Annotated in this window: 29 protein-coding genes; 15 read left to right on the plus strand and 14 right to left on the minus strand. The window is 62.8% G+C overall.

Features of this window, described 5'->3' with window-relative positions; translation table 11 throughout:
• Nucleotides 1-451: hypothetical protein (locus KVT32_RS21845; RefSeq protein ID WP_217618844.1), on the plus strand; the 451-nt coding region annotated here is incomplete at its 5' end.
• A gap of 307 nt (nt 452-758) precedes the next feature.
• On the opposite strand, the gene ligD is transcribed toward KVT32_RS21845, so the two are convergent.
• From ligD to KVT32_RS21865, 6 genes are all read right to left on the minus strand, one after another.
• A complete protein-coding gene (gene ligD, locus KVT32_RS21850; protein WP_371825608.1) occupies nt 759-2,642 on the minus strand; it encodes a DNA ligase D in 1,884 nt (627 codons plus the stop codon).
• A gap of 135 nt (nt 2,643-2,777) precedes the next feature.
• On the minus strand, nt 2,778-3,188 hold the full coding sequence (locus tag KVT32_RS32645; RefSeq protein WP_312431590.1) for a DNA polymerase ligase N-terminal domain-containing protein: 411 nt from the start codon (nt 3,186-3,188) through the stop codon (nt 2,778-2,780).
• Nucleotides 3,189-3,209: 21 nt separating this feature from the next.
• Complete coding sequence (locus tag KVT32_RS21855; protein ID WP_217618845.1) at nt 3,210-3,407, minus strand: DUF3606 domain-containing protein; 198 nt, start codon at nt 3,405-3,407, stop codon at nt 3,210-3,212.
• Between the two features lie 222 nt (nt 3,408-3,629).
• Complete coding sequence (locus KVT32_RS32550; protein ID WP_305863842.1) at nt 3,630-3,884, minus strand: CrpP-related protein; 255 nt, start codon at nt 3,882-3,884, stop codon at nt 3,630-3,632.
• An 87-nt stretch (nt 3,885-3,971) separates the two neighbouring features.
• A complete protein-coding gene (locus tag KVT32_RS21860; RefSeq protein WP_057287240.1) occupies nt 3,972-4,283 on the minus strand; it encodes a hypothetical protein in 312 nt (103 codons plus the stop codon).
• A 298-nt stretch (nt 4,284-4,581) separates the two neighbouring features.
• Complete coding sequence (locus KVT32_RS21865; RefSeq protein ID WP_217618846.1) at nt 4,582-5,244, minus strand: SOS response-associated peptidase; 663 nt, start codon at nt 5,242-5,244, stop codon at nt 4,582-4,584.
• Nucleotides 5,245-5,498: 254 nt separating this feature from the next.
• Here KVT32_RS21865 and KVT32_RS21870 point away from each other — a divergent pair, with 254 nt between their 5' ends.
• The 13 genes from KVT32_RS21870 to KVT32_RS21930 all read left to right on the plus strand — a co-directional run bounded on the left by KVT32_RS21870 (nt 5,499) and on the right by KVT32_RS21930 (nt 14,449).
• Entirely contained in the window at nt 5,499-6,026 is a 528-nt protein-coding gene (locus KVT32_RS21870; protein ID WP_217618847.1) for a JAB domain-containing protein, read from the plus strand.
• 205 nt (nt 6,027-6,231) lie between these two features.
• Nucleotides 6,232-6,642 carry an antirestriction protein gene (locus KVT32_RS21875; protein WP_217618848.1) on the plus strand — a complete coding sequence of 137 codons (411 nt, stop codon included), beginning with the start codon at nt 6,232-6,234 and terminating at the stop codon, nt 6,640-6,642.
• Nucleotides 6,643-6,950: 308 nt separating this feature from the next.
• A complete protein-coding gene (locus KVT32_RS21880) occupies nt 6,951-7,850 on the plus strand; it encodes an N-6 DNA methylase (RefSeq protein WP_217618849.1) in 900 nt (299 codons plus the stop codon).
• A gap of 300 nt (nt 7,851-8,150) precedes the next feature.
• On the plus strand, nt 8,151-8,798 hold the full coding sequence (locus KVT32_RS21885) for a DNA methyltransferase (protein ID WP_057287135.1): 648 nt from the start codon (nt 8,151-8,153) through the stop codon (nt 8,796-8,798).
• The gene (locus tag KVT32_RS21890) at nt 8,795-9,049 is read left to right on the plus strand and encodes a hypothetical protein (protein ID WP_057287136.1); all 255 of its coding nucleotides are present in this window, start codon (nt 8,795-8,797) and stop codon (nt 9,047-9,049) included. Before KVT32_RS21885 ends, KVT32_RS21890 begins: the two co-directional genes overlap by 4 nt.
• Nucleotides 9,050-9,053: 4 nt before the next feature.
• Nucleotides 9,054-9,248 (plus strand): hypothetical protein, encoded by a 195-nt coding sequence (locus KVT32_RS21895; RefSeq protein ID WP_217618850.1) that lies wholly within the window; start codon nt 9,054-9,056, stop codon nt 9,246-9,248.
• 383 nt (nt 9,249-9,631) lie between these two features.
• Complete coding sequence (locus KVT32_RS32650; protein ID WP_369819377.1) at nt 9,632-10,009, plus strand: ClpX C4-type zinc finger protein; 378 nt, start codon at nt 9,632-9,634, stop codon at nt 10,007-10,009.
• 528 nt (nt 10,010-10,537) lie between these two features.
• Complete coding sequence (locus KVT32_RS21905; protein ID WP_156407771.1) at nt 10,538-10,963, plus strand: hypothetical protein; 426 nt, start codon at nt 10,538-10,540, stop codon at nt 10,961-10,963.
• 41 nt (nt 10,964-11,004) lie between these two features.
• On the plus strand, nt 11,005-11,454 hold the full coding sequence (locus KVT32_RS21910; RefSeq protein WP_217618851.1) for a hypothetical protein: 450 nt from the start codon (nt 11,005-11,007) through the stop codon (nt 11,452-11,454).
• A gap of 72 nt (nt 11,455-11,526) precedes the next feature.
• The gene (locus KVT32_RS21915) at nt 11,527-11,676 is read left to right on the plus strand and encodes a hypothetical protein (protein WP_200964484.1); all 150 of its coding nucleotides are present in this window, start codon (nt 11,527-11,529) and stop codon (nt 11,674-11,676) included.
• A gap of 27 nt (nt 11,677-11,703) precedes the next feature.
• Nucleotides 11,704-13,689 (plus strand): ParB N-terminal domain-containing protein, encoded by a 1,986-nt coding sequence (locus tag KVT32_RS21920; RefSeq protein WP_217618852.1) that lies wholly within the window; start codon nt 11,704-11,706, stop codon nt 13,687-13,689.
• Nucleotides 13,690-13,817: 128 nt separating this feature from the next.
• Nucleotides 13,818-14,057, plus strand: a complete 240-nt coding sequence (locus tag KVT32_RS21925) for a type II toxin-antitoxin system Phd/YefM family antitoxin (protein ID WP_217618853.1) — start codon at nt 13,818-13,820, stop codon at nt 14,055-14,057.
• Nucleotides 14,054-14,449, plus strand: a complete 396-nt coding sequence (locus KVT32_RS21930) for a type II toxin-antitoxin system VapC family toxin (RefSeq protein ID WP_217618854.1) — start codon at nt 14,054-14,056, stop codon at nt 14,447-14,449. Before KVT32_RS21925 ends, KVT32_RS21930 begins: the two co-directional genes overlap by 4 nt.
• A 1,186-nt stretch (nt 14,450-15,635) precedes the next feature.
• On the opposite strand, the gene KVT32_RS21935 is transcribed toward KVT32_RS21930, so the two are convergent.
• The 6 genes from KVT32_RS21935 to KVT32_RS21960 are packed head-to-tail and all read right to left on the minus strand — an operon-like array spanning nt 15,636 to nt 21,274.
• Entirely contained in the window at nt 15,636-16,460 is an 825-nt protein-coding gene (locus KVT32_RS21935) for a phosphodiesterase (RefSeq protein WP_227741354.1), read from the minus strand.
• A complete protein-coding gene (locus tag KVT32_RS21940; RefSeq protein ID WP_152383428.1) occupies nt 16,457-17,716 on the minus strand; it encodes an ABC transporter substrate-binding protein in 1,260 nt (419 codons plus the stop codon). The genes KVT32_RS21935 and KVT32_RS21940 overlap by 4 nt, the downstream gene beginning before the upstream one ends.
• A 10-nt stretch (nt 17,717-17,726) precedes the next feature.
• Nucleotides 17,727-18,569, minus strand: coding sequence for a carbohydrate ABC transporter permease (locus KVT32_RS21945; RefSeq protein ID WP_152383429.1), 843 nt, complete (start codon nt 18,567-18,569; stop codon nt 17,727-17,729).
• A complete protein-coding gene (locus tag KVT32_RS21950; protein ID WP_152383430.1) occupies nt 18,569-19,438 on the minus strand; it encodes a carbohydrate ABC transporter permease in 870 nt (289 codons plus the stop codon). The genes KVT32_RS21945 and KVT32_RS21950 overlap by 1 nt, the downstream gene beginning before the upstream one ends.
• A gap of 8 nt (nt 19,439-19,446) precedes the next feature.
• A complete protein-coding gene (locus KVT32_RS21955) occupies nt 19,447-20,583 on the minus strand; it encodes an ABC transporter ATP-binding protein (protein ID WP_152383431.1) in 1,137 nt (378 codons plus the stop codon).
• The gene (locus KVT32_RS21960; RefSeq protein WP_083037001.1) at nt 20,576-21,274 is read right to left on the minus strand and encodes an HAD family hydrolase; all 699 of its coding nucleotides are present in this window, start codon (nt 21,272-21,274) and stop codon (nt 20,576-20,578) included. The genes KVT32_RS21955 and KVT32_RS21960 overlap by 8 nt, the downstream gene beginning before the upstream one ends.
• A gap of 140 nt (nt 21,275-21,414) precedes the next feature.
• Between KVT32_RS21960 and KVT32_RS21965 the strand changes: the two genes are divergently transcribed.
• Nucleotides 21,415-22,197: a DeoR/GlpR family DNA-binding transcription regulator gene (locus KVT32_RS21965; protein WP_152383432.1), complete on the plus strand. Its 783-nt coding sequence runs from the start codon at nt 21,415-21,417 to the stop codon at nt 22,195-22,197.
• A gap of 163 nt (nt 22,198-22,360) precedes the next feature.
• Here KVT32_RS21965 and KVT32_RS21970 read toward each other — a convergent pair whose 3' ends face one another.
• Both KVT32_RS21970 and KVT32_RS21975 read right to left on the minus strand, forming a co-directional pair.
• On the minus strand, nt 22,361-23,509 hold the full coding sequence (locus KVT32_RS21970) for a nickel/cobalt efflux transporter (protein WP_152383433.1): 1,149 nt from the start codon (nt 23,507-23,509) through the stop codon (nt 22,361-22,363).
• Nucleotides 23,510-23,520: 11 nt separating this feature from the next.
• Nucleotides 23,521-23,799, minus strand: a complete 279-nt coding sequence (locus KVT32_RS21975) for a metal-sensing transcriptional repressor (protein WP_152383434.1) — start codon at nt 23,797-23,799, stop codon at nt 23,521-23,523.
• Nucleotides 23,800-23,900 lie beyond the last annotated feature (101 nt).

Consider the following 23,900-nt stretch of genomic DNA (forward strand, 5'->3'; position numbering starts at 1 on the left):
AGGTAGTAGCGATCTGCGCCATGCGCTTCGTGATAGCCACCCGCTGGCGCAACATTGCATTTGGCTTTCCGACGATCAGATATGGCGTGACGCTTGGTCTACCGGCGATGTGATGCGACATGCCATTGACAACCGGCGAGGAGACAGTGTTGCGCTTTTGGCCGAGACTTTGGCTGACAACATGGCCAAGGTGCAAGCGCAATTCAACCTGAAGCTGAGCGGAGACCGACTGCGGAAGCTCGCAGGTCAAAACTTGACTCGCGGATGGATTGAAAAGATCGTGAGAGTCGCCGCCGGCTTGGGCTATCAGGCGATTCAAGGTGCCGAAATCGATCGTTGGAGTGGCCCAGGAAAGCGACCTGTCGCGCGGCCATGGTTGGCTGTGACCGAAAGATCGGCGATTTCGTCGCCAGCCTGGTTGACGCGTGAGCAATACAACAGCCTGGGCTGAATCCTTTGCTGGCTTGCCGTACGCGCGTTTAGCGGCTAATCCACCTCTTCAAAAGACATTCATCCGACCCCGTGGATATGTGGATGATCGCTGCGCGACCACTCCGCTCGCTGCGCTCGGCCCATGGACAACCTCTGATGGACAAACGGTGGACAGGCTCCGCCTGACCACGCGCTTGACCACAGGGTGTGCCCACCGGCTTCCCGAGTTTCACCCACATACCCACCGGCTCCCATCTGCCAACCATGAGATACAGAACCTCAAAACAGCAGTGCTAATGCTGCAGCATGGGCGTTCTGACGGCGGGCTAACTCTTTGTCCGCTCCGGGCTGTAGCCGATCGCGTTCATGGCCTTGCTGATGGTTTGCGGCGTGTAGTCGTCCCACGGTGAGTTGGCCACGTCCAGCCGATCCTGGATGTTCGAAATCGTCCATTGCGCGCCACCAGTGACGTCGCCCAGCTCATCCCAAGACAGTGGCACTGAGACGCCCAACCCGGGTCTAGCCCGTGCCGACCAGGCGGCGGCGGTGGTGGCGCCGAAACCGTTGCGAAGATAATCCACGAAGATCTTGCCCACGCGATTGCTTGGGCCGCTCTTGGCGACGAAAAGCCGGGGCAGTGTCCTGGCCAGGTGGCGCACCATGGCCGCCGAAAAGCCTTTTACAACGTTCCAGTCGTATTGCTTTCGCAACGGCACCACCACGTGGAGACCCTTTCCACCACTGGTCTTCAGCCACCCCTCCAGGCCGAGCCCGTGCAGGAGGACGCGCACCAGCTGCGCAGCCTGCTGAACTGCTGGCCAGGACACACCTTCCCCGGGATCCAAGTCCAGGATCAGTCGGTCGGGCTTCTCGATAGCGTTCTTCACCGCGTTCCACGTGTGGAATTCGATCACGTTCATCTGCGCGGCCGACATGACTGCGGCTGGCGTAGGAACTTCGAGCAGGGCGGGGTGGCCAGGATGTAGCCCCTCCGGCAAGGCGGTAACGCCCGGGATCGGAGCGTCAAGGTGCTTTTGAAAGAAGAGCTGCCCTTGAATGCCGCCCGGCGCACGCACGAAGGAGACAGGCCGGGCTTTCAAGTGCGTCACGAGAAGGGGCGCCACCAGGCCGTAGTAGCGTGCGATGTCCAGCTTCGTCAGGCCGGTCGACGGGTCGATGACGCGATCCGGGTTGGATAGCTTGCCAGACTTTGCTCGCGCGGATGGTGGTCGCTGAGCCGGCTTTGACGGTGCGGGTGCCGGCGGCTCGGTCTTCGGTCCGACCGAGCTGGCCGGCAAGGCCCGTTCCCTGGTAATCGCAGGTGCTGGCTTGTCCGTTCGAAGGCCGCGGAAGGTCGCGTGCCGGACATGTCCGCCCTCGGTCCATTCTGCGAACGACACCTCGCACACAAGGACTGGCGCTACCCACTGCACGTCCCGCAACGACTTCGGCTTTCCGGCGCTGAGAGGCGTGGCCTTCTGGATCAGCGCGGCGAGCTTTCTGTGAAGATCCAAAAGACCACGGTCATCAAAGCCCGTGCCCACGCTGCCGGCATACCGCAGGCCTCCCGCCGCCTCGTGAACGCCAAGCAGAAGGGCGCCGAACCCGACGCGCCCGCCCTTGGGCGCGGTGTACCCCACGATGACGAACTCTTGCCGCTGGGCGCATTTGATCTTGACCCAATCATCCGTGCGACTCGAAACATATCTTGCCGATTGGCGCTTGGCCATGATTCCCTCGAGTCCCATGCGGCATGCGGATGCGACCAGGTCCGCAGGAGCAGCGCTGAATGCCTCGCTAAAACGAATGTGATCGTCCTGGCCCGCCGCGATCAGCTGGGCGAGCAGCTCACGACGTAGGCGCAGTGGCTCGCCGCGAATATCCCGCCCGGCAATGAAAGGCAGGTCGAAGGCGTAGTAGATGATGTTCGATGTGCGCTTTCCATCAAAGGCGTTCTGCAGCGCCTGGAAACTTGGCACACCGTTATCCGCCAGTACGACTATTTCGCCATCGATCCACGCGGAGGGAACGTGCATTTGCTGGATCGACGCCACCAGGTGTGGAACCTTGGCGCTCCAGTCGTGGCCATTTCGCGTGAACATCTGGACCGTCGAATCTTCGACCCTGGCCAGCATCCGGTGGCCATCAAACTTGACCTCGTAAAGCCAATCATCTCCGTGCCTGGGAACGCCGTCGACCAAGGTGGCCAATTGAGGTTTTAGGGAAGGTGGCAGATCTGCCTCGAGGCCCGGAAGTTCTGATGCAGCGGACGCTGCTCCGCTGTCGGAGCGGCCGGTGGCATGTGCCTTCCCACTTCGAAGCCGCGTAGACATGGTTCAGTTCCGCTACCGGTCACGAGCCGAGGTGAAGATGAGTAGCCAAGGAGGCCTTTCCACGGCTCCGCTGCCAGACATCCGCACGAGGGCCCAGCGGCCCTGCAGGAGCGCGCCATGTAGGCGGAATCTCAGATGGCCGGCCTCGTATCCACCTGCATCGCCCGCCAGGTACCACTCTCCGGCGTCCCACACAGATACCGGTTCCCCGGTAAGCGGTGATACCGCAGTACGTCCTCTACGCTTCCGCCCGACCGAAGGGACTGTCGGATGCTCCACCGCGATGCGTCTCGCCTTCGGGTCACGCGGGATTCCGTTGATTACTGTCCAGCGCCGCATGTCCTCACCCATCTCCAACTGAAGCTCGAACCGTTCGTGATGAGTCAAGGACCGATAAACGATAAATTTTCGGACGTTGCCCACGGTCTTGCCTCACCACGACACTCAAGAGCGCTTGGCGCCGGCCTGATTCTTCAGATGTTCGCGCACCGCCGTTGCTGACACGCCGACGGCCTGCACAGCCTTGCGCAACTGTTCGTCACTTACGCCCAACTCGTTGGTCCAGTAACGCAGCTCGTGGGCCTCGTTCACATTGATACGGGACCGGTCCTGCGCACCCCGATTTTTCAGATCGTCCGACATGAAAACCTCCTTCTCGTGTGGGACCCCAACGCGCAGCAACTGGCGTGCCTACGGAGCGGCGAAGTCAGCATCGTTTAGCAGCTAAACACAAAGGACGCGTCCTGACCTGGTCGATGTGGGGAGGATCTGCGCGACCGCTTGGCTGGTGTTTAGCCGCTAAACACGCTGCGAACATCTCCCAAACGAAAGCGCCCCATTCGGGGCGCTGGTTCTGTCGGCCGGCTAATTGGCTGGAAGGCAACTGTCCGGTCGCCTCTTGGCGACGGAGACTGCAAAGGGACTGGCGGATCGTTTGGCCCCGCGTTGCGCCGACTCTCTCTTCCAGCCTTCTTCCCAGGCATTCACTCGCTTGAGCCACTCGCCAGGAGATTCCCCTGTGTGACCAGGCATCGCGTGCGCCTTTAGGTATGGGCAGTCCAAGAGGCTCAAACCCCTGCGGGCCGCCTCTGCGCCCAGCTTCTGGATGTCGTCGAGCATGACCTCGCCCTCCAAAAGTTGCGGGAGTCCAGTATGCCAATTAAACGTCGTTCGAATCAATGGTGTCCCTGTACTGGGCGGGTAGTCTTATCGCGGCCCCATTCCCTTGCGTAGTTTGTCCGGCGCCTCCAGCAGCTCCCGGACCATCTCCTCCTGCTCGGCAACGCACGGCTCGGCTGACAGGATCTCGAACCACTCGTCGTAGACCGGCCCCAGCACCCCGGACGGCCGTTTGAATCCACCGGACAGTTGCTTGGTGCGCAATATGAACGAGCGGTACCGCTTGACCTCCTGCAGGAGGGCCAGGAGGTCGGCGTCGCTGATCTTGCCGTCCGGACCACGATGGCGATCTTGGATGGCGCGGAGCTGGGCGATGCGAAGCGGAGGCTTGAACGGCATGATGCTGTACCACTGTATGGACGTACAGTATAAACAGGCCTAGAATCCGCGCCATAGCGCCCCTATTTCCCAGGGGCAACACCGGGGCACGGCCATGAGCAATCCAGAAGATTGGCGGCGTATGGATGACTACTACTGGTCAGGACCGCCGGGGTGGACCATCTGCCGCGTTTGGGTCGACGGCCGTTATCAGCACGAGCTATGGCACAGCCGAGGGGACTCGGGGCGGCTGGTCGGCATGCGCGCATCGTTTGAAGCCGCGCTCGCCCTGTTTGACCACCAGCCGCGGTCGTGACCATCAGATTGGTTCGATGGCGTCCGGCAACTGATACTTCGAGTTGCCGACTTCCTGCCGCACGGGATCCCAGGTGAAGGCATCCTCGGGTACACCCTCGTGGAGCAGATCGCGGGCTTCGGCGACCGAGATTGCTGGATCGGCCCAACGCTGCGCGATCGCGGGCGGCAATGCCACCGGGCGCCTCGCGTGGATGTCCACCATCCCACCCTTCGTGTCGTTGGTCACGATCGCAAAGCCATGAGCGGCATCGAGCGGCTCGCCAGGTGACCACGCCGTCAACGCCGCGAAATAGAGCGGGCCATCACCGTGGATATAGTGGGGCTGCTTCGTGCCGTCCGCGAGCATAGGCCATTCGTACCAGCCGTCTGCCGGCACCAGGATGCGGCCGGCCCCGATGAGAAAGCGCCAGGGCCATCCGTTCTTCAGAATGGTCTCCAGCTTCGCGTTGCTCATGAAGTGTTTGGAGTCGGGACGTTTGTAACCCCACGGCAGCCTGGCCATCGCCTCGGTGCCTTCCGCCAGGCGATGCAAAGTGAGCGGGCGCGTGCCCGGCGGTATGTTGAATCGCGGCCCCGTCGGGTCCGCGAAGATCTGGCTCTGGTTGGTGAAGATCCGCTCAACGTAGTCCATCGGACCTGATTTCTGAACGATTCGACCGCACATCAATCACCCCTGTGAATGCAGATGTCTGACCAGTATAGGCGCGTGCGTGGTGTACGGCAGGAGGTCAACGCCAGGGGAGAGAGGGCAGTCTTGCGTTTTTGGCGATTGTGACACGCTGTTCTCGCCGTCAAGTGCTGCGCAACGCCGGCGGTGCCGGCGCCGCTGCGGCCAGGGGCCGGCGGGCCACTTGACCGCTCCGCTGCAGCGTATCCCAGGATCGCCGGGCAATCCCGCCCGGCACTGGAGATCCAGCAATGCAGTATTCCATCGCGTTCAATACCAACGATCACGCCACCGGCGCGCTCTTCGTACAGGATTCCGCTGGCGCCGTGCGCCCGGCTGCGCCGAAAGAGATCCTCGCTGCGGCGCGTGAGGTTGTCCTGCAGGAGATCCAGCGGGGCCAGCTCATGGATTCGCCAAAGCTCGTGCGTGAGTTCCTGCAGCTGCGGCTGAACCTCAGTTTGGAGCACGAAGTGTTCGGCATCATGTACCTGAACCCGCGCGCAGAATTGATCGCATACGAAGAACCGTTCCGCGGCACGTTGAGCAGCGCGCCTGTCTACCCGCGCGAGATCGTCAAAGCTGCGCTGGCGCACAACGCGGCGAGCGTGATCTTGGCGCACAATCATCCGAGCGGACATGCCGAGCCGAGTTCGGCCGACATCGGCATGACGCGTCAGCTCAAAGATGCGCTCGCTCTGGTCGGCACCACCGTACTCGATCACCTGGTCGTGGCCGGCAGCAGGATCGTCTCGTTCGCAGAGAAGGGCATCATGCCCTGACCTGCAGCGCCTGGCCTGGCGCTGGTGTCAGGCCTTGGGCGCATCTTTGCCCTGCGCGCACCAGGCGCAAGGGGCTTTCGCGGCATATAGCCGCTCGCTGCGCTCGCTTTATATTCCACGTCCCCTTGCCCCCGGCGCTTGTTCCGCAGGGCGCCAGTGCTCCCGTCCCGCCACCCCGCCGGGCCCTACTTCTGAGGAGCACGACATGACCCAAGCCACTCTTTCCATCGCACGCCTGGTTCCCGACGGCGAACGCATGAACTTTCTTCCGAAGGCGTTCGGTAGTCGCCTGATGTTGCGAGGAGAAATCAGCGTCTACAACTGGCTGGATCGCCTGTCGCAGGAATACAGCGGCGGCTTTTGGCACTACTACGAGATCCCCAACGGCTTCTACATGGCGCCCGCAGACTACGACAAGCTTCGCATCGTGTGGCCGATGAATTGCTTCGAACGGGACATGTCGGCTGACGCCGCCGGCATCGTGGCCACGCTGTACGCCCTCTGCGAACTGTGCAGCCAATACCGTAGCGACGACCTGGCCGAGAAGTACCACGCTCTGCGCGACTTCGCCGGCGAACACGCCGAGGCAAACGCCATCTTCGCGGCGATCGATTGACGCCATCCCGCCCCGCTTCGGCGCGCCATTTTTTTTCTGCGCGTCATCAGGCCATCGTGGCTCAGCCCCTGCTAAGTGGCGCTGCAGGGAGACGGCTGCGCTTTGAAGTTGGACCGTGGAAAGCCATACGGGGTGGCGGGTCTGCTTTCCCGGTCAGGGTGCCACGTCGTTCTCGCGTTCAAGTGCGGCGCGGCCCGGGCTACGCCCGAGCCGCTTGCGGCCGCCGGCCGTCTTCGACACTTGAGCGCCGCGCTGCGCCGTGCCTCTCAAGTTCCGGGCATTCCCGCCCTGGCAACCGGAGAGACCACATGGCCAAAACCTCAAATGCACAACAACGCCGTTTCCTGAACAACGCCGACGCCCACCAGAAGGAAATCGTTAGCCTCATCCGCCAGGTCGCACGTACGCGTGGGATCGACCGCGTGTGGAGCGACTGGGTGGAGATCTGCGCGATCGCGTTGGCCCGTGCCGATCTCGCGCAGCGCGAGACGCGCGAGCAGCGCTACCTGCAGGTAATCGCTCAGTACGAGCGGGCCGAGCTGGACCTGCTGGTGCAAGCGTTCTCGCACCTGGTCATGGCCTACGAGGTCCGTGTTCAGGCAGCAGATTTTGGCGACGTGCTCGGGAGCACGTTCATGATGCTGGATATGGGCAACGCTGGCGCCGGCCAGTTTTTCACGCCGTACGAGGTGTCGCGCCTGACGGGCAACATGATGATGGGCAACGGCCAAGATCTTGTCGACAAGACGGGCGCGCAGGGGTTCGTGCGCATACTGGAACCTGCCTGCGGCGCTGGCGGCATGTTGATCGCGGCGGCGCACGCGATGCACGATGCGCAGCTGAACTATCAACAGTGCATGCACGCCACTGCAATCGACATCGATCAGCGCTGCGTGCATATGACGTTCATCCAGCTGGCGCTCTTGCACGTGCCGGCCGTGGTGATTCATGGCAACGGCCTCACGGGCGAGTGCCGAGAGCAATGGTTGACGCCCGCACACATCCTGGGCGGCTGGCGCGCGCGGCTTCGCCGTCGCGAAGCGGAGGAGGGCGCTCGAGCGCTCCTGCAGGCGCCGGCGGACATGGACGAGATCCACGTCGACCAGGCCAAGACCGACAGTCGATCGGCCGAGATCGATGCGCCGCTGCAGGCCATTCCGAAAGCCATCCGCCAAGCGGCTGCCGCTGGCCAGATGTCGCTCTTCTAGCGAGGTTGCAATGGCCCCTCTCGGGGCCTGGCGCGCCGGCGACGCGCCATCTTCGGCACATGGAGAACCGCAAGCACTGCACGGAGCATACAGTCGCATCCCACTCCCGCACGGACGCTAGGGCCGCTGCGCGCGGCTTTGTAGCCGCGGCCCCATCTTCAAGGGCTTTCGCGGCATAAACCGCTCACTGCGTTCGCTATTTATTCCACGTCCCTTGACCGCGCTTTCGTGGGCTGCGCCCGCCTGCCCCGTGCAGTGCAATGCAGATCGGCTGACATTGCTGCACGCAAGGAGCCAACCATGAGTCGTGTTGTCCTGGGCGATTGCCTGTCCGTTCTTCCCACCTTGCCCGATCGCTGCGTCGATTTGGTTCTGACCGATCCGCCATACCTCGTCAACTACGTGGACCGCTCCGGCCGGAGCATCGCCAACGATCGTACCGACGAATGGCTGGCGCCGGCGTTCGCACAGATGTTCCGCGTCCTTCGCGATGACGCCTTCTGCATTTCGTTCTACGGCTGGAATCGGGTAGACCGATTCTTTGCCGCCTGGCGCGCGGCCGGCTTTCGCGTCGTCGGCCACCTGGTCTTTGCGAAGCAATACCAATCCAAAGCGCGATTTCTGGCGTATCAGCACGAGTCGGCCTACTTGCTGGCCAAGGGCCAGCCGGCGCTGCCGGCCGAGCCCTTGCCGGACGTCATGCCATGGAAGTACAGCGGCAACCGCCACCATCCGACGCAAAAGCCCGTCGAATGCCTGGCGCCGCTGATCGAATCTTTCAGCCGGCCGCGGGACATTGTGCTGGATCCCTTCGCCGGCTCGGGTTCGACGTGCGTGGCCGCCCGCCAGGTCGGCCGGCGCTTCTACGGCATCGAAATGGACCCGAAATATCACGCAGCCGCAACGCAGCGCTTGCAGCTCGCCCGCCAAGAAAGGATCGCAGCATGAGCCGGGACGAAAATGCAATGACGGGTGGCCTGGTCGCATTCTTGCAGGGCTACGGAAACCACGACTTGGACGGCCTGGCGGCGATCGCCCGATACAGCGCCTGGCCGGCGCTGGCCGCCCGCGAGAACGAGCGGCGCATGGCGCGAATTATCGAATCCTTGCCGCTCGATGAGGTGCAGGCCATTGCCCGGTCGGAAATCGACCTCAACCAGCTCGCCCGCCAGGTGCTGGCGGATTTGGACACGGAGTGAGTCCATGGCCATGGTAGAACTCTCCATGGCGGCTCGCGCCGCCATCGCGGACATCGCGCGCCGCGTTTTGAACCTGGAGACGCTGGATTGCCGAGGCCGCGCCCAGCTCGTCTATCACGAACTGTTCGTAGGCCAGTTGCGCGAGGCGCTGGAGGCCGCGTACCTGGCCGGCATGGTGGACCACTATCGCCGGGAATAGGAAGATCGGCGCCGGCCTGCCGGCCGGCGCAGCTTTCCTGTCGGCGGCGAGACCGCGCGCATGTCTACCGCTCGTCGGGCCGAGTAGGGCGTTTACACCAGTCTGCAATGACCTGCTTCTGGATCGCACGCCTGGCTGTGGCTTCGTTCACAAAGGTCTTATACGGGCCGCCGATGTGCGACCAGGGTCCGGTGGCCGAATACCGCACCTCGGCCGTGACCCCATTTCCGTCAGGCGCTGGTAGCGTGCGGTACGCCGCTCGGACGCCGTTGATGACGATGGTGCCGTCCAAACCGATTCACCTCTCTGAAGATATCGGATGCAGGAGAGTCGAGAATGCCACTCCGGTTGCGCTGCGCTACTAGGAAAAACACGAATCCGCCGTGCCGCAGCTCGTGTTAGATTGCGGGCCTTCCCGACCCACGTACCGTTCCGAGATGGATGAGCCGAAAAAGAGACGCCGTTCCAAAAAGCAGGCGCCAGAGTTGCATTGCTCGTTCTGCGATAAGTCCCAGTACGAGGTGCGAAAGCTGATCGCCCGAGATGGCGATAACCGGATCACGATCTGCGATGAGTGCATGGAAATGTGCAACCAGATCATCAACGATCAGTCGTTGGTAGAGACCGAACATCGTCCGAAAGCGCTGTTCGACTACATCGTTCGACAGCACGAAATCATCGGCCAAGCGACGGATAGGGCAAATAAGGCCATGGGCCTGCTGAACATTTCAATGCCGCCTTCGACGGATTCTCAGCATTAAGTCGGTTGATTTCAGCTCGGTCTGAACGCCTGCGCGGGCCGTTTTCGGACGGAGTGTCCACCCCTGGGCGTGCCCCTACGCCTTCGGCTGCGGGTCGGGCTCTCGCGCTTCGCGTTGAGCCTGGCCAACCCCGCCAGTCTCACCCCCGGTGGGGCTTCCAGCCGTCCCTCCCTTCGGTCGGCTCACGCCTTCGCGCCTGCCGGCGCTGCGCGCTGCCGCTTGCGGGCCGCCTTGCGGCCAGCTTGACCCGCGCTGCGCGCGGGTAGGGGCGCTCGGCGCGCGCCTGGCTTTGGTGTCGCCGCCCTGTCTCTCGCAATGCATCCATTCCCGCGAGCCCCGTCCAAAAACGCCGACCGTACCACTGCGCTCCTCCCTCCAAGGGTCCGGTGCTCACCCGTTCGGTGCTCGCCTTCGGCTGCGCTCCGCGTGCGGCCTCTGCTCCTGCCCTTTCCAGTCGTCACTACGTGGCCACGGACGGCACGGACAGGCCTCACAGGAACGGATGCGAATACCGCGGAGGGAAACACCATGAACAACCAAATCCAACAAACCTACGATCGGACGACTTCTTCAGGATCGGGTGACGCACTACCTCTTTCTTTGGGGCAAACGACCATGACTGACCACGCGGCGCTCAATGCCAACCTTCTGGCCGCAGCTAAAGAGACATTGCGCTGTGCGCAGGCGCGTCAAGATCGGCGCGGCGTGGATGTGCTCGATAAGTGGATTCTGTCGCAAGAGCATCAAGGCCCCGAGACTTGCAAGGTTCTGTGGTCGCGGGCAATGGACATGGCCTTCAACCTGGGCGAAGAAGAGTGCGAGGCTGGCCACGAGCAGGCCGATGTGCCCGCACTGCTGCAGGACGTGCCCGTGCTGATCGAGGCATGGCGAGGTGGTTGGAAATTCCACAAGAAGTCCACCGGCGAGCTGGTGCTGGCCTCCACCGCGCAGTAACCACCGCGATAAACCAACCGCCCAACGAAAGGAGACGCTTCATGAACGCACCCCAAGAACAGGACACGACCGATATGGCTATCGTCCTTTACACCGTCCTGGGTGGCGCTGAATGCGCCTTGACTAAAGCCGCCTTGGCGCAGCGCGGCCTTCAATACGCCGAGCGCAGCGCGATGGATTACGCGCCCGCGCTGGCTCGTAAAGGCTATGACTTAGCACCCGTCGTCACCGTCGCCGTTGAAAACGAGTTGATCGCCTGGACAGGCCATCGCCCCGACCTCATCGAACTGTTGGCCGACCTGCTGGATACCGGCTTGGTCGATGCGGACGGATTGCGCGAAAGAGACGCGGCAGAGGAAGCCGTGTTGACCCGGTTTCAGGTGGTGCTCCAACTGCGCGACCACCAAGCAAACGCCCAAGATTTCTTTGCCGAACATGGCGATCAGCCGCTGTATCGCGGGCGCGACTTGCTGAACTGGCTTGGCTATTAAACGAAAAAGCCCCTGATCGGCTGCAACCGATAGGGGCTTGCACCTCGACCACCCGTCAAAAGGAGAACCGTGATGAACCACGACTTTATCAGATTGGCAAACGACATGCGCCGCGCCCACTTGCTGGGCCTGGGCTTTCGCATCCCCGCGATGACGATGCGCCAGCTTACCGCCCTCATCGCCGCGCTCGATGCGCCCGAAATTCCCGCGCAACTGCACTGATCTCGATATCGACCTGGAGCATTTTTGATGAAACTCGATTCCCACGAACTCGCCGCCGTCCACGCCGCAGCCACGCGCATGGAAATCCCGCATTCGCAATTGCGCCTCAGTGAGGCGTATCAGGCCCGTGGCCTGGAAGACCGCAAGCAGGACGCCGAGATTCTGGAACTGAAAGCCACCATCCAGGCGATGGGCGGATTGCTGCAAAACCTCGTGGTGATCGCAGCGCCGGACGGTTCCTATGAAGTGTGCGCGGGCGGACGGCGCTGGACGGCCCTGGGCCTGCTGATCGCGGACGGTGTTTTCCCCGCCGATTACCCCGTGCCTTGCCTTGTGATTCCGGCTGCTCACGCGCACCACGCCAGCCTGATCGAGAACATCGGGCGCAAGGCGATGCACCCGGCAGACGTGTATGCGGGATATGCGCGCCTGCGTGCCGAAAACTGGACGGTTGCGGCCATCGCCGCCGCGCATGGCGCGTCCGAATCGGCGGTCAAGAAGCTGCTGGCGCTGGGAAGCGTGTCGCCCTCACTCATGCAGTTGTTCCGCGACGGCAAAATCAAGATGGACGAAATGCAGGCCCTGGCTTCGGTTTCGGACCACGCCCGCCAGGAGGCGGCATGGAAAACCTCTGCGAGCCAACCTTGGAATCGGGACTACTACATCCGCCAGTTGCTCGCAGAAACCGAAATGCGCGGCGATACGCCCGTGGCGCGGTACGTGACCGTCGCCGCCTACGAGAAGGCGGGCGGCGAGGTTCGCCGCGATCTTTTTGAGAACGACGCCTATCTGACCGACCCGGAGAAGGTGCGCAGCATGGCCGAAGCCAAGATGCAGCGATCCAAGCTGTTCAAGGCGGTGCAGTCCGAAGGCTGGTTGTGGGTGGAATGCCGCGTGTCTTTCGAGTACGCCGACAAAAAGCCCTTTGGCGAGATTCAGCGCGTCCTTCAGGAGCCCAGCAAGGCCCAGGCCAAGCAGATCGACGGACTGCAAAAGAAGATCGAAGCGGCGCGGACAAAGCTGGCTGAATTGCAAGAGGGCGAAGGCCAGAACGCGGCCGACCTGGACAAGGTTTGCGGCCTGATTCGCGGCTATGAAGGGCAGCTTCGTGAAATCCGGGCCGAGCTTTACGACTACCCGGCCGACCTGAAAGCCCTGTGCGGAGCGATTGTGCACCTGGACTACCAAGGCGACTTGACCGTCACTCGCGGCTTGATCCGCCAGGACGAGCGCGACGCCGTGGCCCAAGCCACGCGCAGCGACGACGCAGATGGCCAGAAGACGGCGGGCGTGGACTTGCCCCCCGTGCTGACCCGGCCCGTGCATTCGGAGGCGCTGACCAACCGGCTCCAAGCACAGCGCGTCATTGCGCTCCAGGCCGAAATCATGATGCGCCCGACGCTCGCGCTCTGCCTGCTTATCGAACAAATGCTGGGGGATCTCGACATGAGCCGCCGCAGCAGCGCCGGAGACACCTTCGATTTTTCGTTGCGGACAGCACACGACGAGCTGGCGAAGACGGACGAAGGCATCAAGGAAAGCTCGGCCTGGGCTGCGGTGCATGCGCAGATCGAGGCCGTCATGATGAACGTGCCGGAAGACCACGCAGCGGTCCTGCCTTGGCTCCTGAATCAGTCGCACACCGACCTCATCGACCTGCTCGCCGTCCTGACCAGCGTTTCCATCTACCGCCGCCAAAGCAATTCCTACGGCGACGAACCCCGGCACCTGGACCGTTTGGGCGAACTGATCGGCCTGGACATGAGCAAGTGGTGGAAGCCGACCGCGCAGTCCTACCTTGCCCATGTGTCCAAGGACCGAATCGCGGCAGTGGTCGCGGAAGCAGTCGATGCCGAGCAGGCTAAGCCGCTGCTTGCGATGAAGAAGGCGCAGGCCGCCGCAGCAGCGGAGCAATTGCTGGAAGGGAAGGGCTGGGTGCCTGAACTGATGCGCGCCCAACCCCTTCAGGTCGCAATGGCCGTGGAACACCCGATGGGAGAAATGGAGGAATAAGGAGCATGGCCCCCGGGGGCAGGCCCCCCGGGGCATGGGCGGGTGTGGGTTACCCGCATAAATGACTAGTGCGGCTAGTCATTTGCTGTTAAAATGACCATATGCACTGACCATTTTAAGGGGCCGCCATGCACAGCCAGCAAGTCTCTAAGACCGAGTTCAAAGCGCGCGCGCTTGAGCTTTTCCGGCAAGTCGAAGCGACCGGGGAATCCATTGTCGTGACCGACCACGGTAAGCCCGCACTTGAAATCCGTCCCTATCGGGAGGTGGCCAAGCGCAATCCGTTGGATGTGCTGCGCGGCTCCGTCCTGCGGTTTGACGATCCCTTGTCGCCGGTCGGCGAAGATGCGTGGGAGGCAGCGCAATGATCGTGCTGGATACCCATGCACTGGTATGGTGGGCGGCAGGGGATGCGCAGTTGAGCCGTCCCGCACGTGAGGCCATTGAGGCCGAAGGGCAGGACGGTGAAATCCTGGTTTCGGCCATCAGCGCCTGGGAAGTCGCAATGTTGGCCAAGGCCGGTCGTTTGGCTTTGACCATGGATGCGGAGGCGTGGCTGGATACGGTTGCCCAAGTGTCTGCCATTCGGTTCGTTCCAGTGGATGTGCGCATTTCTGTTCAGTCCGTGGACCTGCCCGGGGAATTCCACAAGGACCCGGCTGATCGCATCATCGTGGCCACGGCGCGGCATCATTCGGTGCCTCTGGTATCTGCTGACTTGAAGATTCGCGATTACCCGCACGTTCAGACCATCTGGTGAGGTAACCCATCTCCCAAAGCAAAGGGCCGCCCTAGGGCGGCCCTTTGCTTTGGATGCACGGCGTCTTGGGTCGAGGCGTCCAGTCCCACCGGCTGCGCCGGCGGGGCCGTCCTTCGGACTTCGTGAGCGTCCCCCGGACGCTCACAGGTGCCCTTAAGGCCCCCGCCGCCAGGGCGGCGGCGGGTCCCTTAAAGCCACCACACACTACGCACCCTCCGGGTGCGGTTATCTCTTTGATTTTTTGGGGCTTTCCTCGCGCAGAATTGTTTTCTTTTGTCCTACAACAAACCGCGCTAAAGCGCCAGAGGCCACGCGGGCAGCGGGTTTGCCCGGAATGCAGCCGTATACATTCCGCCGATTCTTGACATTCTCGTCGTCGGGCGCTGGGTGATGAGACAACTATGAGACAGGTGTCAGACACGTGTGAGACAACTATGGGACATGTGTGAGACATCTATGAGACACACATGAGACCACAGTGGGACAACAGTGAGACAAAGTACGCCCCAGGCGACAATCGCAACATGAAATCGACTTGTGCTGTGTCATTTCTTGCGCTTGACCGTGGTTCAGGGCCGCTGCCAGTCGGCCGATTGTCCGAACCTAGTCGCGCGAGGAAACGTGACATTTCGGGCAGGCGGTCATGCCTGTGGTGTCGGATCTGTCCTAAGGGCAGTTTCCGACCGGGAACCGCGAGCGGCCCTTGTCGACTGGCCGATGACGACCCGTTGCAGCCCTTTGGGTCGGCGCCGTCGAACGTCAGCTTTCAAGGGGTTAGTGGTCAGTCCCAGCGGAGTGGCTGCTTGGACATGTCATTGCGCATCCCCTCGAAAGGCAAATGATCTTGGAGAACAAGTGCAGACTGAAAACGAGGCGAAGCGGCACAGCGACGGTTGGAAGGCGACGTCCGGCTCGCTTCCTCAGGCCGCGTTAGGATGAGGACGGTGCGACACTGAGCAGGTGCGCCCTCATGTCGGAGGAGGTGCTCGGTGGGGAGCCGAGGCGCACGGTCAAATGGCGTAACGTTCGCATTGTGTCTCCGATGTTCTGGTATGTGCTCCCTGGGGGACCAGGCTCCACCCAAAAAGCGGACGGCGCTCCTGGGTATTAACGTGCGGAAAGGCCGGCTTCTGCAGCGCTGAAGCGGCGGCGCGCCCAGGGCCGGCCGCCGCGGTCGGGGCTGCAGTCAGCTCTGCTCTCCGTTGCGCATCTCGTGCAGCCGATAGCGCATTTCGCAGTCGAGATAGTCTTCGGTGTGGATCAGCACTTGATCGGACGCCAGAAGCACCACGCCGTATTGCGGCTGCTCATGCACGCCTATGATTTGGCTCTCGTCGCCGTGCAGATCGAGCGCGACCTGATGGTTGGTACCGCGCAGCGTCGAGTAGCCGATGCCGTGATAGACGCCGCAGATCGGGCGGTGGATGTGGCCGAAAAACACCTGCCGAATGCGTGCTTCGAAGCCGGCGATGGCGGCCATGAATGGCCCGGTGTCGCGTAGCGAGATGAGGTCCATGCTGCGGATGCCGATCGGGAAGAACGGGTGGTGCATGAACAGCAGCACGGGCTTGGCCGACGCCTCCAGTTGTTCGCGCAACCAGGCCGCGCGGCGCTCGCAGAAAACGCCCCAGTGCACGCCGGGCTCGTTGGTATCGAGGAACAGCGCCAAGTGATCGCCGAAGTCCACCCCATATTGCACAAAACCCTCGGGGTCGCGCCCGACGTGCGGGAAGTATTCCCGGAAGATCTCGCGGTGATCGTGGTTGCCCAGGATCGGGAACACCGGCATGGTAAGTGGTGCCAGACACTCGCGCAGGTGTTCGTATGCGCCGGGGTGGCCGTAATGGGTCAGGTCACCGGTGATGGTCACGGCTTGGGCGTCGGGCTGGTGCGCCAGAATGTGAGCTACCGCCTGCTGCAGCCGCTGCTTGGGATTGGTGCCATACAGATCGCTAGCGTCGGCGACCAGGTGGGTGTCGGTGAGATGGATGAATTTCATCGCGGCGCTCACTTCAGCAGCTTCTGCACATCGCGCGTCATGGCGTCCAGCGCGGCGTCGGGCTTGGTGGACTTGTCGAACACGGTCTGCAGGTGATCATTGATCACGTCAGTGATCTTCAGGCCGTTTTCGCCAGGGAACGCGTACCAGCCGGTCAGCCACGGCAACTGGCGCACGGCGGTGTACTGGTTCGGGTTGGCGTCGTAGTAGCCCTTGAGCTTGGCGGGGTCGTCAATCGGCAGGGTGTTGGCGGGGAAATAGCCGGTGCCCTTGGTCATGATGGTGGCCCCTTCGGGGCCGGTGGCGAACTTGATGTATTCCCAGGCAGCCTTCTGGCGCGCCGGGTCTTTAGCAAACATCATGGCCACGTTGCCACCGGCCGGCACGCGAGCGTTATCCCCATAGGTCGGGAAGAAGCCCGTCACCATCTTGAACTTGCCGCCGATCTGCTTCTCGATGGTCGACAAGCGTGACGTGGACGATGACAGCACAGCGAGCTTGCCGGTCACAAACAGCTGGGCGGCGTCCTTGTATTTTAAGTTCTGCATGGTGCCGTGCTCGACCATGCGGCCCATCTGCTCGATCGACTCGCGGCCGGTCTGGTCATCGAAGGCCACCTTGGCTTCGCTCGCGTCGAGCATGCTGCCGCCCTTGGAGAACACCATGGCCTGCCAGAGCCAGTTGCCGGTGATTTCCCAGTCGTAGTGCAGGCCATTGGTGCCGGCGTTGGCGGCGCGCGACTTGTCGGCGGCGGCGAGGATGTCGTCCCAGGTTTTGGGCAGCGCGTCGGCCTTCACGCCGGCGCGCTCCAGCAGGTCCATGTTGTAGTAGACGATCGGCGTCGAGAGCGAGAAGCCGATACCCACCTGCTTGCCATTGACTTGGCCGAGCGACATCAGCGCAGGGCTATACCCGCTCTTATCCCAATCCTTCTCGGCCTGGATGAAGGGCGTGAGATCGACCGCGATGTTGCGGTCGACGAACACGCGTTGGCGGTTCAGGCCCTGGTACGACACGTCGGCCAGTTGGCGCGTGACCGCATGCCGCAGCGCCTGTTGCGCGGCGGCCTCGTACTCGGGCGTGGGCGCGCGGAACTTCACGGTGTAGTCGGGAAACTTCTCCGTGAAGCGCTTGGCGATGCCCTCGTGCACCGTGTTGAACATGTCGGGATAGGGGTAGTCGACGATCAGTTCTATCTTGGCGGCCTGGGCGGCATTGCCGATCAGGGCGACGCCGGCCAGCAGGCCGAACAGCAGTTTGAATTGCATGGAGGTTCCTTTAACCTTTGACACCGGTGAGGGTAACGCCCTCGATGAAGCGCTTCTGCGCCGACAGAAAGAACAAGAGCAAGGGCAGGGTGATGATCACCGTGCCTGCCATTAGGGGGCCGAAATCCGTGCCGGCTTCCTCGTTCTTGAAGAACATGGTGCCCAGCGGCGGGGTGGCCAGATCGGTGGTGTTGATTACCAGCAGCGGCCAGAAGTAGTCGTTCCAATGCCACACCACGGAGAAAATCGAGAAGGCGATGAGCGCGGGCATAGCCGCAGGCATCATCACGCGCCACACCAATTCGAACTCGCCCATGCCGTCCAGCCGCGCAGCATGGATCAGGTCGTCGGGTACGCCTATAAAGAACTGGCGCATCAGGAAGATGCCGAAGGCTGAGGCGATGAACGGCAGAATTAACGCTGCGGTGGTGTCGAGCAGGCCGGCGTGATAAAGCAGGATGTAGAGCGGGATCGCGGTGGCCTGGAATGGAATCATCAGCGATAGCAGCACCAGACCCCAGGCCAGGCGCTTTCCACGGAATTTGAGCTTGGCAAAGCAATAGGCGGCCGGCAGCGACACGATGATCTGCAGGATCAGGATCCCGCCGCACACCACGATGCCGTTCCACAGATAGCGCAGTAGTGGCACCTGGGTCAGCGCGCGGGTGTAGTTGTCGACCGCGGCCCACTGCCGCGGCAGCAGGTGGAAGCCGTCGCGGAAGATCTCGTCGGCCGGTTTCAGGGATGTCGACAGCATCCAGACGAAGGGCAGCAGATAGACCGCGGCGCCGGCCAGCAGCAGTGTGTGACGCAGCACGCGCCAGGACAGCCCCGGTTGCATGGGATTCTTCATCAGTGGAGTGTCCGTTTTTCCATACTGGCCTGCTGCACCAGCGTGAGCACGAAGATGCAGCCGACGAACACCACCACCATGGCCGCCGCATAGCCCATGCGGAAGAAACCGAAGCCCTCGGCGTAGATGGTGTGCAGCAGCACCTCCGTGGATTTGTTGGGGCCGCCCTGGGTCAGTGCGTGTACCGTGTCGAACACCTGCAGCGAACGGATACCACACACCGTGACCACGAACAGCATGGTTGGGCCGAGCATCGGCAGCGTGAGCCGCAGCAGGCGGTCGAGCGGATGGCGCATGCCGTCGAGCAGGCTGGCGTGGCGCAGTTCGGCCGGGATGTTTTTCAGACCGGCCAGGAACATCACCAGCGCCAGGCCCGACATCTGCCAGATGCCGATGGCCGCCAGCGCCGGCAGGGCCAGGTCGTAGTCTTTGAGCCAGTTGTGCGGCTGGACGCCAAACCAGCCCAGCACGTGGTTGAGAAAGCCCACCGAGGGGTGCATCAGGAACTGCCACACCACCGCCATCGCGATCAGTGTCGAGGCAACCGGCATGAAGAACGCGGTGCGGTAGAAGCCGCGCCAGGAATCATGCGACTCGATCAGGAGTGCCACGGCCAGGCCGATCGCGATCGAGCCAAGCGACACCACCACGAGGTAGTACACGGTGTTGGCGAAGCTCTTGCGGAACGTGGTGTCGTGCCACAGATCGGCGTAATTTCCCAGGCCGATCCAATTCCAGCTGGCCGCGCCGAACTGCCAGTCGGTGAGCGACATGAGCGCTACCACCACCAGCGGCAGCACCAGCAGCAGCAGGGTCAGCACCAGGCTTGGCCCGAGTAGCAGCGTTAGTTGCAAAGGCTTGATGCGCATCACGGCTCCTAGGCGGCCAGCGACAGCGCACGCTGGCCGTCAGCGAGACTGTGGCCGTCGGCATCGAACGCATGCCAGGCCGCCAGTGGCACGTACACGCGCAGCACCTCGCCGGTGTGGATGCGGTTGCTGGCGGGCAGCACCACGACGACCTTCTCCGCCCTTGCAGTCTGCAGCGTAACCATGCAGTCGGCCCCGGTGAACTCCACCAACTGCACCGCGCCGCTTACCACCAGGGCATCGCGCATGGGCGCGAGCGTGGCGGCATGCGGACGGAATGCCAGTCGGGTGCTGCGCGTGGGGAAGTGTGGCTCGATGGCCTGTTCCTGCAACGCAGCGCGGCCAGAGCCGTCGTGGCCCACGGTCAGGAAGTTGATGCGCGGCGCGCCCACGAATGCAGCGACGTCTGCGTGTTGAGGCGCGTGGTAGATCTCCTGCGGCGTGCCCAGCTGCAGAATGTGGCCACCCTTCATCACCGCCACGCGATCCGACATGGACATGGCCTCGTGCTGATCGTGCGTGACATATACGAAGGTCACACCGAGCTGGTCGTGCAACTGGCGGATTTCGCTGCGTAGCGACTGGCGCAGGTTCGCATCGAGATTGGAGAGTGGTTCGTCGAACAGGAATAGCGAGGGTCGGCGCACCATCGCGCGTGCCAATGCCACGCGCTGGCGCTGGCCGCCAGAGAGCTGGGCTGGCTTACGTGTCCACAGATGGTCGATGCCCAGGATACCGGCCACCTGGCGGCCCTGGTCCTGCGCGTCGCGTACACGGCGGCGCGTACCGGGGATGAGCCAGCGCGCACCGGGCAGGCGCTGGGCGAAGTTGAGTGAGCGCATATAGAGCGGGGTGCAGATGTTGTCGCCCACGCTCATGTGTGGATAGAGCGCGTACGACTGGAACACCATGGCGCAGTCGCGTTCGCTGGGCGACTGCGCCAGGATGTCGGTGCCGCCCTTGCGCAGGGTGCCGCTGTCGGGCATCTCCAGTCCGGCCAGCAGCTTGAGCAGCGTGGACTTGCCACAGCCCGAGGCGCCGAGCAGGGTCAGGAACTCGCCATCGTGGATGGTGAGCGAGAGACGGTCGAGCACTGTCGTGCTGCCATAGGACTTGCTGATCTGGTCAAGGACGAGGTCAGTCATCTTCTGTCTCCAGGACGCGGGTGGGGTGCGACGCGATCCAGTGCGTCAGGTCGCCGGCATGGTCATAGGTGAATACGGCGGGGGTAAGGTCACCGGGCCGGGCATGGTAGCCACCGCGATGGGCGGCGAAATCCACGCGGGCGGCCTGTGCGCAGCGCGCGTCGACCTGCGAGTCCCCCACGAACAGGGCCCGTCCGGAGGGATGGCCGACACGTTCGAGTGTGGCCAGCAGCGGCGCGCCATCGGGCTTGGGCGGCAGACCGTCGTCGAGACAATGGACGTGGCTGAAGTGCGCGCGCCATTCGTGGTGCGCCAGCAGGGTCAGGGTGGAGGCGCGGTCGCGGTTGGTGCACACGGCCAGCGTATGGCCGGCCGCCCGCAGGCCGGCCAGCAGCGCGCCGGTGCCGGCGTAGGGCGTGGCCGTCACCAGCGTGTGATCGAGATAGTGGCGCGACATTGCCGCGAACAGCGCGGGGCGCGCCCCGTCTTCAGGGCCGGCCAGTTGCGCGGCGGCGCGTTTGAACATTGGGCCGACGCCCTGGCTCAAGGCCAGACGCAGCGCGGTCGGATCGAGACTGGGGGCCGAGGCCGGGGCTACGGCGCGCACGGCCGCCAGCAGGCTGGGCCAAGTATCGAGCAGCGTGCCGTCGAGATCAAAAACGATCGCTGGATAGGGGGTGAAAGTTGTCATGTCCGGTACTTTATTGATCGAATGTGACGCAGATATGAACAAATTCTTTTATAAAAGATCAATATCGATCATTCCATCGTTTAAGGCTCCAGACATCTCTGTGTGATAGGGTGGCGGCCCCGGCCCGATAACGATCAAATATGCTCAAAGCCGAACGTCAGCAGCGCATCCTCGCGCGTATGCAGGAAACCAACGCCGTGACCGTGCGCGATCTGGCGCAGGCCTTTTCGACCTCGCCCATCACCATCCGCCGCGATCTGCTCGAACTGGGCGACAAAGGCATGCTGGCACGGACCCATGGCGGCGCGGTGGCCTTGCACGAGGTGCTGGCCGAGGGCAATGCGCGCTATGAGATGTACAGCTATGCCGAGCGGCATAATCAGCAGTCGGCCGAGAAGGCCGCGATCGCGGAGTGCGCGGCGCAGTACATCTCCGATGGCGACAGCATCCTGATCAACGCCGGCACCACTGCGCACGCGCTGGCTCAGGCTCTGCGCGGCCACCAGGATCTACATGTCATCACTAACGGGCTTTCCGTGGCCGCGGCGGCCGGGCAGAGCCGAATGGCGTATGTGTATGTGCTGGCTGGCCGGCTCGACACGCGCAAACAGGCCACTATCGAGCGCGCCGACAACGACACGCTGTCGGGCATCCAGATCCGGGAGGCATTTCTCGGGGTGCACGCAGTGTCCGCCGCCGGCATCTTCATGCGCGACAGCGAGGACGGGGCCATGAACCGCGCCTTCATCGCGGCGGCGAGCCGTACCACCGTGATGGCCGACCACACCAAGCTCAAGGCGTATGCCAGTTTCCGCGTGGCCGCCTGGCAGCAGGGGCAGCGCCTGATTACCGATCCGGCGGCCGACCTGGAGGTCGTCGCCGCGATCCGCGCCCAGGGCGTGGAAGTGGTGATCAGCGCCTAGGCGGGTAGGGGCGCGGACCCGGTCGAGCTCTCAATGGCGAGTTAAAGCGGACATTCAAAAGGGCAAGTTATATGACCGCTTCTGGCCGGTCGCCGCCCTCCGACGTGCGGCGGGCGACTTCCGAGCCAAAGCAATCATTGCGCTTAGATGCCCAGCTCTAACCCTAGCCGCGGATACCAAGCCATCCGTTCATCCCCACGTAAATGCCTACGGCGATGATCAGTAGGCTGGAGAGATAAGGTGCCCGCTGGGCCACCGCGCTGAACCATGGCGCGCGCTTATTGACCTGACGCACGCTGAGTGCCGCGACGGCTCCAACCGTCACCAGAGTGATGGCCAGCCCGATCGAGAAGCACAGCACCAGCACGGCGCCTAGCGTGAACTCCTTCAACTGAAGACACAACAAGAGAACGGTAATCGCCGCCGGGCACGGAATCAGCCCGCCGGTCAGGCCGAACAAGGCGATCTGCCAGTTGGTCACGTTCCGGTTCGTGAACCGCCGGCGGATGTCGTTGGCATGCGCCAACTGGTGCGCATCCTGGTATCCCTCGCCAGCCACATCCAACCCTCGCAGTTCTTCATGTAGGTGGTCATGCTGGCGCTCATCCGGTTCCATGAAAGCGACGTCATAGCTGTGAACGTGCCGGCCGTGGCTCAGGGCCAGGCGCGCCATGAACTCGTGTGGTTCGGGAATTTCCTCGAGGGACTCCAGGTAGCCGTCCTTTTGAGCGAAATGGAATTCATGGCGCGTCCCGTCGACCCTTTCGGTCGTCACAGAAAAGTCCTGCGCCCGCCAGTTCCCGCCCCGCACGCTGCTCAGCCTCCAGCGTGGCGGAATGCCGTCCTCGAAGATCTCCAGCGCGACCAGGCCGTGCCCGGTATCGATTTCGTGCCGCTCCGCGCCATGGAAATGGCCCTCATGCCCATGGCCGTGGTCGTGGTGATGATGCCCATGTCCCGCGCCATGCTGCTCGCGCCAGGTGCGCCAGAACATCCATGCCGCGATCAGCACGATGATGACCCCAGACGCCAGCTGGAAATATGGCTCCAGTTCCTCCGCCGCGACCCCGCGCCACAGATACATGCCGCCCAGGCCGATCCCCCACACGATCAGGGTGTGCGAAATGGTCGCGGTGATGCCCAGCAGCACCGCTTGCCACACCGATCCTCGGATCGCGACGATGAACGCCGCCATCATCGTCTTGGAATGGCCGGGCTCTAGCCCGTGCAGCGCGCCCAGCAGAATGGCGCTTGGAATAAACAGCCAGGCGTGCGACGCACCCTGGGCGATCAGATCGGAAAACGACAACATGGATAGTGTTCTTAGAGGTACTTGGTGATTTCTTTGAACTCGTCGATGGCGCGTTGCCTGTCCTCGTCCAGTTCGCCTACCGCATCCTGCAGGCAGTGATCGATATGGTCTTGAATGAGGATCTTCTTGGCCTGGGAGATGGCACGCTCGACGGCATGCAACTGCTGGGCCAGCTCAAGGCAGGGACGGTGTTCTTCCATCATCGATAGAATGCTGCGCAAATGCCCTTCCGCCCGCTTGAGACGTTTGGCCACGGCGTCGTGATGATGGTGAGGGTCGGGTTGGTTCATGTGACGATCATATCCCCCCCGGGGGGATACGAGGCAAGAAGCCACGCTGTCATTCGGGGCAACCAAAAATTCTGTTGTAGCGATCTCTACATGATTGCAGA

This window comes from Achromobacter sp. GbtcB20, from assembly GCF_019091095.1.
In the GTDB taxonomy this organism is placed as follows: Bacteria; Pseudomonadota; Gammaproteobacteria; order Burkholderiales; family Burkholderiaceae_B; genus Achromobacter; species Achromobacter mucicolens.

Bases quoted from the DNA above. Each gene is read 5' to 3' on its own strand.
- KVT32_RS21955 (WP_152383431.1), bottom strand. From the start codon at position 20,583: ATGACTGACCTCGTCCTTGACCAGATCAGCAAGTCCTATGGCAGCACG.
- KVT32_RS21910 (WP_217618851.1), top strand. From the start codon at position 11,005: ATGAACGCACCCCAAGAACAGGACACGACCGATATGGCTATCGTCCTT.
- KVT32_RS21975 (WP_152383434.1), bottom strand. From the start codon at position 23,799: ATGAACCAACCCGACCCTCACCATCATCACGACGCCGTGGCCAAACGT.
- KVT32_RS21870 (WP_217618847.1), top strand. From the start codon at position 5,499: ATGCAGTATTCCATCGCGTTCAATACCAACGATCACGCCACCGGCGCG.
- KVT32_RS21875 (WP_217618848.1), top strand. From the start codon at position 6,232: ATGACCCAAGCCACTCTTTCCATCGCACGCCTGGTTCCCGACGGCGAA.
- KVT32_RS21960 (WP_083037001.1), bottom strand. From the start codon at position 21,274: ATGACAACTTTCACCCCCTATCCAGCGATCGTTTTTGATCTCGACGGC.
- KVT32_RS21915 (WP_200964484.1), top strand. From the start codon at position 11,527: ATGAACCACGACTTTATCAGATTGGCAAACGACATGCGCCGCGCCCAC.
- KVT32_RS21880 (WP_217618849.1), top strand. From the start codon at position 6,951: ATGGCCAAAACCTCAAATGCACAACAACGCCGTTTCCTGAACAACGCC.
- KVT32_RS21860 (WP_057287240.1), bottom strand. From the start codon at position 4,283: ATGCCGTTCAAGCCTCCGCTTCGCATCGCCCAGCTCCGCGCCATCCAA.
- KVT32_RS21855 (WP_217618845.1), bottom strand. From the start codon at position 3,407: ATGTCGGACGATCTGAAAAATCGGGGTGCGCAGGACCGGTCCCGTATC.
- KVT32_RS21965 (WP_152383432.1), top strand. From the start codon at position 21,415: ATGCTCAAAGCCGAACGTCAGCAGCGCATCCTCGCGCGTATGCAGGAA.
- KVT32_RS21905 (WP_156407771.1), top strand. From the start codon at position 10,538: ATGAACAACCAAATCCAACAAACCTACGATCGGACGACTTCTTCAGGA.
- KVT32_RS21930 (WP_217618854.1), top strand. From the start codon at position 14,054: ATGATCGTGCTGGATACCCATGCACTGGTATGGTGGGCGGCAGGGGAT.
- KVT32_RS32550 (WP_305863842.1), bottom strand. From the start codon at position 3,884: ATGCTCGACGACATCCAGAAGCTGGGCGCAGAGGCGGCCCGCAGGGGT.
- KVT32_RS21885 (WP_057287135.1), top strand. From the start codon at position 8,151: ATGAGTCGTGTTGTCCTGGGCGATTGCCTGTCCGTTCTTCCCACCTTG.
- KVT32_RS21895 (WP_217618850.1), top strand. From the start codon at position 9,054: ATGGCCATGGTAGAACTCTCCATGGCGGCTCGCGCCGCCATCGCGGAC.
- KVT32_RS21920 (WP_217618852.1), top strand. From the start codon at position 11,704: ATGAAACTCGATTCCCACGAACTCGCCGCCGTCCACGCCGCAGCCACG.
- KVT32_RS21865 (WP_217618846.1), bottom strand. From the start codon at position 5,244: ATGTGCGGTCGAATCGTTCAGAAATCAGGTCCGATGGACTACGTTGAG.
- KVT32_RS21925 (WP_217618853.1), top strand. From the start codon at position 13,818: ATGCACAGCCAGCAAGTCTCTAAGACCGAGTTCAAAGCGCGCGCGCTT.
- KVT32_RS21940 (WP_152383428.1), bottom strand. From the start codon at position 17,716: ATGCAATTCAAACTGCTGTTCGGCCTGCTGGCCGGCGTCGCCCTGATC.
- KVT32_RS21945 (WP_152383429.1), bottom strand. From the start codon at position 18,569: ATGAAGAATCCCATGCAACCGGGGCTGTCCTGGCGCGTGCTGCGTCAC.
- KVT32_RS21970 (WP_152383433.1), bottom strand. From the start codon at position 23,509: ATGTTGTCGTTTTCCGATCTGATCGCCCAGGGTGCGTCGCACGCCTGG.
- KVT32_RS21890 (WP_057287136.1), top strand. From the start codon at position 8,795: ATGAGCCGGGACGAAAATGCAATGACGGGTGGCCTGGTCGCATTCTTG.
- KVT32_RS21950 (WP_152383430.1), bottom strand. From the start codon at position 19,438: ATGCGCATCAAGCCTTTGCAACTAACGCTGCTACTCGGGCCAAGCCTG.